We start from the raw sequence: 12,843 nt of genomic DNA, 5'->3' as shown, positions 1-12,843 counted from the left end.
CGGGTCTGGCGGCGTTTACTGGAAAACTCACTGTCGGCAAAAGTCAGTTGCTGGCTCATCCGGTTACTCATTCTGGGTTCAGGTTACAACACGATGATCTCACATCTCGGACTTATTCGCACCTTCCCTAGTAGTTATTTCAAGTACACCATTATATAAAGATGATTTAATTAACTCAGAATATAACCTCTCTGATAAACGCCGTTGGTTTGTTACTCACACTTGCGGTCATGAATATACTTTTGAATGGGAACAAGTAGCATTTGAATTCAAACAACTTGAGAATGGTAGAGCAATACCAGACAGTACAACTACACGTTTAATTTGTCCTCATTGTCAGGAAGAGATAGACGAGCATACACGCCACCAAATGATCGATAACGGTCGATGGATAGCTACTAGTACTGATGGTGATCCGGGTGTAGTTGGTTATCAGATTAGCCGTATGTATTCCCCATTGAATACTATTTCAGAAATGGTTAGTAAGTTTGCCGATGCTCTTTATAATTTCAATCTTCAAACATTTTATAATAATGAATTGGGATTACCCTATGAAGATGAATATGCGAAAGAACTAGATATACTTCGATTGGAATCACTAAGAGAAGATGAATTTAATCTACATAAAATACCTGAAAGTACTTTAGGCATAACAATAGCAGTAGACCAACAATTAGATCGCCTGGAAGCTACTGTATTAGGCTTTGATGAAAAGAACATTTATGTACTTGGTCACGAATTCTTATATGGTCACGATGTAACTAAAATCGAATCACAAGCATGGAAAGATCTAGATACTTTCTGTCGTCAAGATTTCCGAAGTGTTGACGGTCGCATAGTACCTACACTTGCCGTATTCGTGGATAGTTCGAACGGTAACGCTACAGATACAGTTAAGAAGTTTACCGCACGTTGGGCTAAGTATCATCCTATTAAGGGTTCTAGCAGTACTACAAGTGACCTATTCAAACAGAGTACACAAGCCGGATATAAACTACAGATCCTAAATGTTCATGAACAAAAGAATACTATTCGTAAACTTTTAAACTTGATGCTCAGTACTGAAGCAGAGAACGCACCAATTCAATTACGCTTTTCCAGTACTCTACCATCAGATTACTTTGAACAACTATCAGCCGAAGAGTTAAAACCTGCTGGTGGTAAATTAGTATGGCGACTAAAGAAAGGGCAGAAGAGAAACGAGGCTCTAGATTGTCTGGTCTATGGAATGATCGCAATCGTATATTCCCAATCACAATTAGGTACGCAACCGTTTAGAAAACTACGCGAACATAAAGCCAAATCATTACCACAAAAGATAAATAAACCAGAAGAATCACAACCTACCCAAAGTACCAGACGTTCTAGGCGTACTGGTGTGGGTTCAAACTGGTTTGGAAAAACGTAAAATGATAAGGATATCCAATGGCAATTTTACCAGAAAAGATTTATATGGTTTCAAACCCATATGATTATCTTGTAACAATTCCTGCTAAAACACTTTTCGTTATTTCATATGTCAGTACTGGTAATTCAATTACATTAGATAACAGTAATAATGATAGTGAACAATCATTTACTATCACCTTTGAAACTAACGTTGCTTCAGAAAAGGTATTCTGTACAACTATTACTAATGGTATTGCCAGTACTTCCCAATGTGAAGTAATCGATCCAACAAAACATACTGAAGAATACGCACGTATTCGTAAGATGATTGAAGAGATCGAAGCGGTAATTGAAGCAAAAATACAAGGTGGTGCTAACTACAGCATTACAATTAATAATAAAACTCTAGTTAGTGAGTCATTAGCAAACTTAGAAACAATCCGTGCTCGTTATATTGAACGTGCTAATTCTCTATGGGCTAAAATGAATGGTCAACCTACATCTGGTTCTAGTAGACCATTTAAGAGTATGACTGTATTCCGAGATCCTAACTATCCAGATCGTTGGGGTACTCGCTAATGTGGTTTAAGAAAAAACAACCAGAACAACCAAAACCAGTACAGAAAACTAATGAAGTCCGTGAACATGTTGGTAAAACATTACAACGTGATTTAAACCAGATTCGTACAACTAGTAATGGTGTGAATGCTTTCGGCTTTGGTGTCGGTACTAACTCAGTAAGTATTAATAACATCATTAAATGGCATCTATCAGAATGGCGTAATCAATCACGTGAAGCAACACTAGTAAACCCAATCGCACGTAAGTACATGATGCTTTCTGTAGATGGTGTAGTAGGCAGTAATGGTATCTATGTAAAACCATCAGTAGATATTGATGTTGATGAAGAAACAAAACATACCATTAACCAACAACTAGAAAAACTATTTGATCGTTGGGCTTACGATGCTAGTAAATTCTCTATTGATGGCTCAATGACTTTTGATCTATTCGCACAAGTACTAGAGAAACACCGCTGCCGCGATGGTGAAGCGTTTGTACGTATTCATAATTTCAACCGTACTATCAAGATTGAAATTATTGATTCTGCCCGTTTGACTCAGTTGAATAACGCAGTACTGGTAGATGGATATATCAGTAATGGGATTGAATATAACAAGTACCGTCAACCTGTAAACTACTATTTCGCTAAATATAATCCAGTAACATATACATATGATGCTACTAGTTATGAAGTTGTACCAGCAAATGAAATCCTACATTACTTTGTTATGGATGATGCCACACAGGAACGCGGTATACCGGATCTAATTGCCAGTACTAAAGTTTTAGCAGACTTAAAGAACTTCCAGGAAGCGGCATTACTTGCTAAACGAATCTCAGCCAGTGTAACCACATTCATTACTAATAATGGCGGTAACAAAGAATTAGCACTAGATGAAGGTGAACAAGATGCAGCGATTTATAACGAGTACTTAGAACCTGGTGCTATCTTTGAATTAAATGCTAATCAAGATGTTAAATCGGTTGATCCCCGTAATGGTGTTGACGGTATAGCAGAATTCACAGATGTACTATTTGATAATATTTCAATGGGCTTAAATGTCACTAAGCAATCCCTAATGGGAAGTACTGCTGATGCGTCATTTAGTGCTGCGAAACTTGCCGAACGCCTACAAGCTACAACTTTCAGTACTCGAACTAATGTACTCATAAATAAAGTACTCAAGCCAATTTATACAGCTTGGTTAAAGAATGAAATGCTAAATAATAGTAAGTTGAAATTAAGTTTTTCTGATTTCGATGATCTTGTATGTGCTCGTTATATCCCTACTAAACCTATTTCACTTGATCCATTGAAGGATATTCAATGTGAAGTAGCTGCTATTGATGCTGGTTTGAAATCCCGTACACAGGTAATTAGTGAAATGGGTGGTGATCCACGTGTTGTACTTCAAGAAATAGAGAATGAGAAAAATATGAACAAGGAAGTTCTAGATGAAAATCAAAAAACAGACGAGGGAATTAACCCTACCAACCGCGATTAATTCTGATAATCGTACCGTTGAAGTTGCTTTTTGTTCTGAAACTCCTGTAGCACGTGAAATAGAAGGGAAGTTATATAACGAAGTACTTCTATGTAATCCAGAAAATGTAGACCTATCGCGTTTGAACAATTCAGGGGCAGTACTTTTCAATCATGACCGAGATCATTTGATTGGCAAAGTACTAGCGGCACGTATTGATTCAGACAAGGTAGGCCGTGCTGTATTACAGATTTCCAATGCTTCGGAAAAAGAATGGGAACAAATCAATGAAGGTGTATTAACACATATTAGTTTTGGTTACACAGTTAATGATTACCGTATTGAAGGAAACATTATCTATGTAACTCATTTTACCCCATATGAAATATCACTAGTAACAGTGCCAGCCGATGTATCCGCCGGAGTTGGTCGCTCATTGATAAATAACAATGATGACAACCAGAAGGATATGATCATGGAAGATAAAAACGAAATCGAAAGTACTGAACCTGAAATCAAAGATGAATCAGAAGTAGTTAGTACTGAAGTTGAATCTGAAGAAGAAATTACTGAACAAGAAGAAGTAGAAGAATCTGAAGAAGTACGTATGAGCGATGAAGAACTATTAGCACTAATGGCTAATCGTCCAGACTTGCTTGAACAAATGATAAATAAAACCGACGTTGTAGAACAACGCGAAGATGTACAAGAAAGTACTGATGATTCTGAAGTAGAAGATTCTACAGAAGAAGTGGAACGTAAACGTGAATTGGAATCAATCGGCGTAGTTCTAAATATTGATGTGTCTGAAGCAATTGAAAATGGAATTTCAGTTGAGGACTTCAAACGCACACTAAATACAAAAACAAATCCAAATCATGATAAGGAAATCATAATGGAAAAATCCGTATTAAATGGCCTAATTCGTTCACTAAGTGAAGGTAATTTTGCTGGTAAAACTGAAATCCCTGCGGGTGATTTCGTCCGTACTTCTACTACTGTTGGCGGTGCTGCTCTAGTTAAAGAAGTATACGCAGATTCTTATATTGATGTGCTACGTGCTCAGTCAGTATTTGCTACTCTACCTGTACAAGTATTCGCAAATCTCGAAGGTGAAGGTAATCTAGTTCTACCTAAACTATCTGCTGATTTCACTGATAACTTCGGTTATGTTACTGAAGGTGCTCCATCACCATCTTATAACGCCGCTTTTGAGAAGGTCACTCTAAAGCCAGAAATCTTTACCGGTTCTGTTGAACTAACTCGTACTCTAATCAAATCTGCTAGTACTGCTGAACAGTATATTCAAGATGCGATGGTTAAGGGTGCTGCTCTAAAACTAGAACGTCTAATTCTTGCTGATGTTGTTGCTAAGGCTCCAGAAGTAACCCTAACTGCTGCTCTAACCAAAACCGATGTTATTAGTGCTCTAGCTACTCTAGCTGCTGCTAATGTCCGTGTTGAGAATGTAGTTGCTATTGTACATCCTACTACCGCTGCTGTATTGCGTACTACTCTAGATGGTTCTAACACCGCTGCTAAGTACTTGCTACAAGGCTATATGGGTGACGGTATTCTAGCTGATTCAGTACGTATTATTGAATCTACTCAAGTTGCCGCTGGTGCTATTGTGTTTGGCGATTGGTCAAATATCATCATGGCTCAATGGGGTTCAGTAACTATGGATCGCGATGATACAACTCAACGTAACTCTATGGGTATTGTTCTACGTACTTTCAGCTTCCAATCTCATGCTCTAGCACACGATGAAGCATTCCTAGTACTAAACCTAGCTTAATACAGGTATGACAAATGAGAGCATTTCTTAGTAACTCGCAAATAGAGTATCTATTAAATGCTTTTGGTGAAAAGCTCGTCATTGTTCAAGATGGTGTATCAATAACGATTACCGTAATTTTTGAACAAGACGAGCTTTTTTTCGATGATAGTCAAACTACCGTAACATATTTTAGTGCCAAGTCAGGAATTAAACTAAATACTACCTTCACAATTGATAACACCGAATACCTAGTAAATAGAATAGATGATGATACAAGCGGTATCTCTAACTATCACTATATTCGCAAGATCGATTTAGAAGAGGAAATATAATATGTTCACGGCAGACTATACAATAAGAAAGTATTTGATTAATAAATTAGCAGTAATTGTTAATCTACAATATCCATCAAAAGCAACGGTAGATGATACCACAATGGTTTACATTGGTGATTCTTCAGTACAACGTACACAGATAGCCAAAGTAAATCAAATTGTAAACAATCAAATCGTACCATCAACTATTAGAAATTTATGTGAATTTCGAGTTGAGTTTGTAGCTGTCGGACAATCATTTAAAAGTGCTTCGGATGAAATAGAAAAGATTCTTGAAGCACTTTATACATCTGGTTTCTTTGATGAACTAAACCAGCAACTTCCAATGCCATTATTCAATATCCGAATTGAAGATAGTCTTATGACTTCCCAAGCCGAAGCCACGGAAACCGCATATGTTCACACGCAAACACTATCTTTTAGCTATGGGGAATAATTATGGCTCAAACATTTTTAGGGAATCTAACTACAGTATGGATTAATACCGATACAACCAACGTTGATCCAAATGCCCGTACTTTTGTTCAAGTTGAAAACCTTTCAGCGTTTCCAAGTTTTAGTGAATCAACTTCTGTTTCAACTGTAGAAACATATGATAGTACTTACACCTCTAAAGTAGCGGGTGATAGTTCATATGGTGATATGACTATTCAAGTTAACTACGTTCCAGGTGAAAACGCCGTACTTGATTCTGCTGTTGATTCTCAGCAGTTAGTACAAGTCAAAGTAGAAATGCTTGATGAAGGTTCAAACGATACAACCGTGAACTATGTGCTTTATAACGGGTACTTATCCAGCGTATCAGATACGTCAGATATGGATCAGGTTGTTACCCGCTCATACGTATTCACACCAGAAAACCAGGTATCAGCAGGTATTCTTGATGAATCTGTAGTTGAACTTTATCGTGGTGATTGGGGCGTTGGTTCGAACGGTAACGAGTTCCCAAGCTATCAAGGCCGTGATGGTAACTCATTCGTTAAGATCGCAGCAGCCAACGCACCAACAGGTGTTGATATGTTGGGTATCACTAACCTTGATGGTTCTAACGGTACTCAATTAGTAATGAACAAAACCGGTACGCCAGTACTGAACATTCGTAACTTCTCAACAGCAAGTAACGGGGCATGGTACAAGGTCTACACCAGTGCCGATAAACCAACGTTAACAGAACTTGGTGCGGCAGCCGCTACAGATCTCAGTAACTACGTACCAATCACACGTACTGTCAATGGTAAAGCACTTACAGCCAACATTACTTTAGTGGCAGCAGATATTAGTGATGTTTACTCTAAGACCTACATTGATTCAAACATAGTTCCGAAAGTATTCCAGTTAAACGGACACGCATTATCAGGAACGGCGTTGAACTTAGTAGCCGCAGATATTCTTGATGTGTATTCACAGACTCAGGTTAATAATACCTTTGTTGCTAAAACGGTTACTGTTAATGGATTACCATTAAGTTCTAATATTACATTAACGGCAACACAACTTACTGATATGGCATCATTGGCATTTAGTAATAGTACTTATGTGCCTAAGACGTTCTTAATCAATAACAAGCCATTATCTGGTACTAACATTCAATTGGTAGCAGCAGATATTAGTGATGTATATTCCCGTACTGAAAGTAACGGATTGTTTGCGTTACGTATCACTACAATTAACGGTTATGCTCTTAACAGTAACGTAACCTTGAACTATAACGATGTGGGAACGTATTCAAAAGCACAAATTGATGCTAAAGATGCCGCACTACAAGCGAACATTGATACCAAAGTAACTATCACTCAAGACCTTCTAACAATAAATAACGTAGAAGATACTTTAGAACTTGATATGTCTGATGGTAAACGTGTATTCAAAGCAACACTAACCGCAGCAGTAACACAACTAAGTGTAATCAATGGCAGTGGAAGCAACTTAAATAGCCAAACTATTACTATGTGTTTAACACAGGGAACAGGGGCAAATAAAATTTCATGGCCTTCTAATGTTATTTGGTCTTATGGTCGTGAACCAGTATTAACCTTTACTCAGAACTCAATTGATGTGATTCAATTCTTAACTGTCGATGGGGGGAGTACCTGGTACGGCTCCTTACTAATGGCGGATCTACAAGAATGATAAGAAAACAAAATATCAGCAATGCCCAACAGATGATTGAAGGGCATTGGAAATTTTTAGAACGTAATACGGGTTTAGTTAATGACAATAAAACAGATCATTTTGTACTAAACCCACAAAACGTTTTAGCAAACAACAGGCACTTTATAGCGGAAACAGGCTGGGAGGCACAACCGGACGGTGACGCAACCACAGAAGGACAATCCTTAGCAATTCTTGGTGCTATCTATGCGTATCAGGCAACCAAAGAACAGTACTATCTACAACGTGCTAAAGACTTTTTCAACGCCTATCATTTGGCGTTCTTTCGTGGGGTAGCGTTTCCCGATCCACCTAATGGTTCATTACGTTGTAATTGGATCTGTAATGGCAAAGCTCCAGTACTGGCACATTACCCATTAGATCCAGAGTATCCAACTCATGGCGGGTTCAAGGGCGTCTTGTTCACATGGACGAACGGACAAACACAGATACCTCATGGTTCACCTAACTACGGTGAATACCTCGATGCGGTATGGTTTGCCTTTCCAGAAAGGGCGGGTCTTGGTTGGAACCAGGTTAACGCAACTGCCTACGCATGGTTAGCCAGTGAAGATAGCATTGATTGGGATACTAAAGCCCCTACCTATGATGTTGATTGGATTGTTGACCGTACAGGCCGAAAGGTAGATAGCAATGGTGATGTACTGGCAGAAGGGCTAACAAGCCAGATCGGTACAGTCCAGCTCAAAGACACGTCTATAAACGGCAATTACCGATTCAACTACGCCACGAAGAATCCTGTATCAGAGGGGGGCTATCTCATGGGGCGTAATGAGCGTTGGCACAACAGGCCAGTAAACGTACCTATTGATAACTATGGTACGCTCGACTTTTCTGATAACGCATCAGATGCTGAATTGTGGTTCTGTCAGGCATGTAAACTACTATGGGATATTACAGGCGAACGTATCTATTACTTAGCATGGCAGAATTCACTAATTACTTGTACTGGTTATTCTGATATTGATAAATTTGATATGTTCTTTCGTAAGAGTGTTATTGCTTTAACGCCTTTTACAGATGGTATCTCATACGATTATTTCTATCCAAGTGATCAAGTAGCATCATATTCACGTGATTCAGATGGCTATATTGTCATTAATCAAAGTGCCTCAGCACAAACAACACTTGAACAACAATCTATATGGTTCAAGTTTAATAATAGTTCATCATTCCATGTTGAATATAGTGGTGTTGATACAACTGGTAAGCCGTTAAGCCTTGCTGTAGCTATGACAGTTAATAAAACAAAAACAGAAGATGGTGCTATTAGATACCGTTGCGGTTTACCCATTACCAATACTGACAACAGTATTATTTCAATGGATATTCCAATGAACCACTTTACCAGAATTGCTAAACCAGACGGTGGACAGTACTTAACCGCAGATATGCGTATGATTTCCGATTATGGGGATAATACAGTAACTTCACTTCAATATGTTTCCGGTATCGCTGGAACGTACTATGACAACGTGATTTCTACTACTATGGATTCTGACGGTAGTTCTACAGTTGGTTTCTGGATCTTTGATGATGAAACACAGGACTTAAACACCTTCACATATAGAACATATGCTGATGATTTTAACATTCGTATTATTGATGATCTCGGTTGGCGTTGGTGGGCTATGCTACCAGCAAGCAACGGGGCATGGGTAACACAAACGTTTAATGTACTGGATTTTAAATTGAGTTCTTATCAACCGGATCATGAAGAAGGTGATGAACAGCCAGGACAACCAACACTAACAGGACGTGAAGAGTTTACACTATTACTTGATACCGATCCGGTTGATGGTGTCTCAGGTCGTATTGACTGGTATTGTGTTAACGATTTGCCAGCACTTTATAATGATGGTGGTACAGGTGATTATTCAGTACTGGTTTCTCTAACTTTCAACGATAGTACCAGTAGTGGATATACAGCACGTTTAGGTGATTGTGTAATTCGTAATTACATGCTTGATAGTTTGTCATATACACCCGGACTAATACCATTTAGTAACATCACAGATCCATATGCTCAACTGTATTCCGGTTGGCGAGGTCTACCATATCCAGGTTATCAACTACCCGCTATATGGTGTTTCAAAGGTACTACAATTGATCAAACCAGACTAAATAATAGTATTAAGTTCTTATGTGATGCTCAAGATTGGTTTACTAATAAATTCCATCCTACTTTACCTGGTCCATGTGCTCAGGCTTATGTATGGAACCGTCAGGACGCATTAGCATATTCACCTGATGGACAACCAGATCAATTTATTATGCAGCACTGGTATGAAGAAGCATGGTCAGGTTATGAACCTCGTGCGTTCTTTGGTGGTTGTGATGTAGTCCATGAACTATATCAACGTGGTGATTATGCTATTCCGCAGAACATTATTACGTACTGTCAAAACTGGATGAATTACTTGAAGTGGTTCATGAAAAATAATGATGGTCACGCACCAACACGATTTAAAGATGATGGTGAAGTTATCTATAATGGCTTTACGGGTCATATGTCTGGTTTATGGCTTGCTGGTGCTTCAATGATGGCAATAGCAGGTTATCCAGATCACGAATTACTTGATTTACTATTCGCGGAAATTCAACAGAACTATAACGTAGTTTCAGCTAATCACGTAATGAATGGTGGCTGGTCATCAGCTATCAGAAGTGGAACACCTACAACACCACAGAACAATTCAATGTTCTTTGGATTCTATACAGGTGAACTACTAAGAGGTTTAGCACTTTACATGAAGTACTACAACCAACATATATAAATAAACAGAAGGGGTATCAAGGAATGATGCCCAAAATATATAAAGGAATATTAAACATGGCTTTTAATTCTATTTTTGTAGGCAATAATATCAAAGTGGAAATCGCAACTGCTCCTACTGGTGGTGGTCAGGCAACTACCTTTACTGTTGTTGAAGAAGTTGGTGCTTTTCCATCAGCGGCAGGTGCTGAATCTAACGTAGTTAGTGTAAACACTTTCGGTCAACAGTACGCTAAGAAATTGCTTGGTTCTCGTTCAGTACCGGATCTAACTCTAACTGTTAACTGGAAACCAGGTGCTGTAGGTCAGGAAATGCTTGCGGCAGCCGCAGCAGCACAAACCCTAATTCAAGTTAAAGTAACTTATTTCCAGAACATTGATGATCAAGATGGTGCGGCTTATTACAGCATCGTAAACGGTTATGTAAGTTCAGATGTAGTTAACGGTGATTTTGATGGTGTGGTAACTCGTGATTTCGTAGTTTCTGTTACTGGTGCTCCAATTGCGGTTGGTGAAGTTACTGGTTCTTAATATCGTTAAGTACTAAATACTACAAGCCAACTAACAAGGATAAAGCGAAATGGATTTTACTAATCTTATGACAGCTATTGGTGTGAAGTTAACACCAGTAGAACTAACACCAGAATGTACTGTATACATCAAACTACCATCAATTACCCAACACGCAGAAGTTTCAGATCCATATAAAGCGATCTTCTATTGTGTGGTTGATGAAAGTGGTAAACAGATTTTTGATTCACCTGAACAAGTTGAACAGAATGTTGATTTAACAGTACAACTAAAACTAAATGCCGAGATCGGTAAAGTGTTTGCCAAATCCTTTAATGTTGAGGAAGTTGAGGCAAAGTAAGACGCGATCCGATTCTCAGACTATCACTATCTTTATTGTATAACAGCGGGTGTAGTGTGGATGATCTCTACACTATGCCCGTTTTGCTTTTCTTCTACCTATTAGTTTTCAAAGAATCGGTTGATCCTGATTCATCACAAATTGAACAAATCAGGCATACAGAACTATTACAGGCAATATGGTTAAGTACTGGCAATATCAAGAAAGAAGATATACCGAAATTTAGTATCTATGAACTCGATTCATTGAACATCATTTCAAATAAAACCTTAGCTGAACAACACGCAGAAAGGGAGAAGAAGATCGCAGATCAACAAAAAGCAAACATGCTTAATTGGATGGGAGTAAAGCCAAATGGCAAACAATAATAAACAATCAATGATATTTGAAATCACAGGTGATGAATCTGGATTACAAAAATCATTAAAAAACGCAGCAAATGATATAGGTGATTTTGGTGATCGTGCTGGCGGGGTGTTTGGTGGTTTCAATACCGGACTATCAACCACGGCTAAAGCTATGTCTGGTTTCGCTGGTGCGGTAGGGGTCGCAGGTATCGCCATTGCCGCCACTTTAGCTAACGTACAAGAACAATCAGAAAAGGCGTTTGAAGTCTTTCAGGCAGCATCACTATCACAAACTGGCATAGTACAGATCCAACAGGCAGCTAATATGTTTGCGTCCGTAGGTCTGACTATGGATCAAGTAGCCGACCAGATGAAAGATGCTAAGGATAAGTTAGGCGATGCTATCACTAATAACGCTGGTTCTATGCTAACCGATGTAATTCAACCATTGAAGTTAAATATGTTTGAGTTACAGAAAGCAGCAGAAAGTGGTGAAGATATTATTGCTAAGATTTACTATCAAGCTAAACAAATGGGCTTTAGTCAGGCTCAGATTGTACAGATGATGGAAACTGTAGCTAACGATGCTACTAAACGCATGACTGTATATAGAGAATTCAGTACTGAACAAGAGTACCAAAATAGCCTTGCTAATGAAAATATTCAGTTAACAGCAGAGCAATCACGACAATTTGAAGAATATAGAACGGCAACGAATAATCTATCAAGAGCGTGGGACGCCTGGCGAAATTCAACACTTGCCCCTGTTGCTAAAAGTCTTGCTGATATTCTTGATCTAATGACTAAGATACTCAACAGTAAGCCAGTGGCAGCAGCCGCAGCAGCTACGAGTAAGCAGGGTATACAGGCAGTACAGGAATACCAACAACAGTACCAACAACAGATTCAGAAAAACTCGTCTATCTATGGTGCTCAGGTGGTAGAAGAACAGCAGAAGCAACAAGAAGCTAATAATAAGACTTTTGAAAATCTTTTAGGGAAGTTGCGATTAAGTGGTCCGCAGCTCCCGATATGACGCCCCAAACCGTCCTTTATCGACGTCCTGTGGCTCAATTTTCCAATTTTCAGCCCAAAATCGTCTCTTCGTGGCTGATTTTGGCCCTG

12 protein-coding genes are annotated in these 12,843 nt (G+C 38.7%); all 12 read left to right on the top strand.

From position 1 onward, the window contains the following. Positions 1-103 precede the first annotated feature (103 nt). From ACOTXT_RS21325 to ACOTXT_RS21270, 12 genes are read left to right on the top strand one after another with little or no spacing between them, the layout of a single operon-like run. Positions 104-1,408 (top strand): terminase gpA endonuclease subunit, encoded by a 1,305-nt coding sequence (locus ACOTXT_RS21325; RefSeq protein WP_421625439.1) that lies wholly within the window; start codon positions 104-106, stop codon positions 1,406-1,408. 17 nt (positions 1,409-1,425) lie between these two features. Further along, positions 1,426-1,968: a hypothetical protein gene (locus ACOTXT_RS21320; protein ID WP_126785928.1), complete on the top strand. Its 543-nt coding sequence runs from the start codon at positions 1,426-1,428 to the stop codon at positions 1,966-1,968. Then, positions 1,968-3,458 carry a phage portal protein gene (locus ACOTXT_RS21315; RefSeq protein ID WP_421625438.1) on the top strand — a complete coding sequence of 497 codons (1,491 nt, stop codon included), beginning with the start codon at positions 1,968-1,970 and terminating at the stop codon, positions 3,456-3,458. The genes ACOTXT_RS21320 and ACOTXT_RS21315 overlap by 1 nt, the downstream gene beginning before the upstream one ends. Continuing rightward, positions 3,409-5,235 (top strand): phage major capsid protein, encoded by a 1,827-nt coding sequence (locus tag ACOTXT_RS21310; RefSeq protein WP_080972137.1) that lies wholly within the window; start codon positions 3,409-3,411, stop codon positions 5,233-5,235. Before ACOTXT_RS21315 ends, ACOTXT_RS21310 begins: the two co-directional genes overlap by 50 nt. A 14-nt stretch (positions 5,236-5,249) precedes the next feature. Further along, entirely contained in the window at positions 5,250-5,549 is a 300-nt protein-coding gene (locus tag ACOTXT_RS21305; RefSeq protein ID WP_046852903.1) for a hypothetical protein, read from the top strand. Position 5,550: 1 nt separating this feature from the next. Next, positions 5,551-5,988, top strand: coding sequence for a hypothetical protein (locus tag ACOTXT_RS21300; protein WP_046852902.1), 438 nt, complete (start codon positions 5,551-5,553; stop codon positions 5,986-5,988). 2 nt (positions 5,989-5,990) lie between these two features. Beyond that, positions 5,991-7,682 (top strand): hypothetical protein, encoded by a 1,692-nt coding sequence (locus ACOTXT_RS21295; RefSeq protein ID WP_150148978.1) that lies wholly within the window; start codon positions 5,991-5,993, stop codon positions 7,680-7,682. Further along, positions 7,679-10,501: a hypothetical protein gene (locus tag ACOTXT_RS21290; protein ID WP_421625437.1), complete on the top strand. Its 2,823-nt coding sequence runs from the start codon at positions 7,679-7,681 to the stop codon at positions 10,499-10,501. Before ACOTXT_RS21295 ends, ACOTXT_RS21290 begins: the two co-directional genes overlap by 4 nt. A 56-nt stretch (positions 10,502-10,557) precedes the next feature. Next, complete coding sequence (locus ACOTXT_RS21285; RefSeq protein WP_046852900.1) at positions 10,558-11,031, top strand: hypothetical protein; 474 nt, start codon at positions 10,558-10,560, stop codon at positions 11,029-11,031. A gap of 49 nt (positions 11,032-11,080) precedes the next feature. Next, a complete protein-coding gene (locus ACOTXT_RS21280; protein ID WP_046852899.1) occupies positions 11,081-11,371 on the top strand; it encodes a hypothetical protein in 291 nt (96 codons plus the stop codon). 56 nt (positions 11,372-11,427) lie between these two features. Continuing rightward, positions 11,428-11,739 (top strand): hypothetical protein, encoded by a 312-nt coding sequence (locus tag ACOTXT_RS21275; RefSeq protein WP_032656295.1) that lies wholly within the window; start codon positions 11,428-11,430, stop codon positions 11,737-11,739. Further along, positions 11,726-12,754 (top strand): hypothetical protein, encoded by a 1,029-nt coding sequence (locus ACOTXT_RS21270; protein WP_421625436.1) that lies wholly within the window; start codon positions 11,726-11,728, stop codon positions 12,752-12,754. Before ACOTXT_RS21275 ends, ACOTXT_RS21270 begins: the two co-directional genes overlap by 14 nt. Positions 12,755-12,843 lie beyond the last annotated feature (89 nt).

It is taken from the genome of Enterobacter cloacae complex sp. IR5422, from assembly GCF_049238165.1.
GTDB lineage: Bacteria > Pseudomonadota > Gammaproteobacteria > Enterobacterales > Enterobacteriaceae > Enterobacter > Enterobacter roggenkampii.
This window is presented reverse-complemented; position numbering and strand designations above follow the sequence as displayed.

Bases quoted from the DNA above. Each gene is read 5' to 3' on its own strand.
- ACOTXT_RS21305 (WP_046852903.1), top strand. From the start codon at position 5,250: ATGAGAGCATTTCTTAGTAACTCGCAAATAGAGTATCTATTAAATGCT.
- ACOTXT_RS21295 (WP_150148978.1), top strand. From the start codon at position 5,991: ATGGCTCAAACATTTTTAGGGAATCTAACTACAGTATGGATTAATACC.
- ACOTXT_RS21280 (WP_046852899.1), top strand. From the start codon at position 11,081: ATGGATTTTACTAATCTTATGACAGCTATTGGTGTGAAGTTAACACCA.
- ACOTXT_RS21315 (WP_421625438.1), top strand. From the start codon at position 1,968: ATGTGGTTTAAGAAAAAACAACCAGAACAACCAAAACCAGTACAGAAA.
- ACOTXT_RS21285 (WP_046852900.1), top strand. From the start codon at position 10,558: ATGGCTTTTAATTCTATTTTTGTAGGCAATAATATCAAAGTGGAAATC.
- ACOTXT_RS21310 (WP_080972137.1), top strand. From the start codon at position 3,409: ATGAAAATCAAAAAACAGACGAGGGAATTAACCCTACCAACCGCGATT.
- ACOTXT_RS21320 (WP_126785928.1), top strand. From the start codon at position 1,426: ATGGCAATTTTACCAGAAAAGATTTATATGGTTTCAAACCCATATGAT.
- ACOTXT_RS21270 (WP_421625436.1), top strand. From the start codon at position 11,726: ATGGCAAACAATAATAAACAATCAATGATATTTGAAATCACAGGTGAT.
- ACOTXT_RS21290 (WP_421625437.1), top strand. From the start codon at position 7,679: ATGATAAGAAAACAAAATATCAGCAATGCCCAACAGATGATTGAAGGG.
- ACOTXT_RS21300 (WP_046852902.1), top strand. From the start codon at position 5,551: ATGTTCACGGCAGACTATACAATAAGAAAGTATTTGATTAATAAATTA.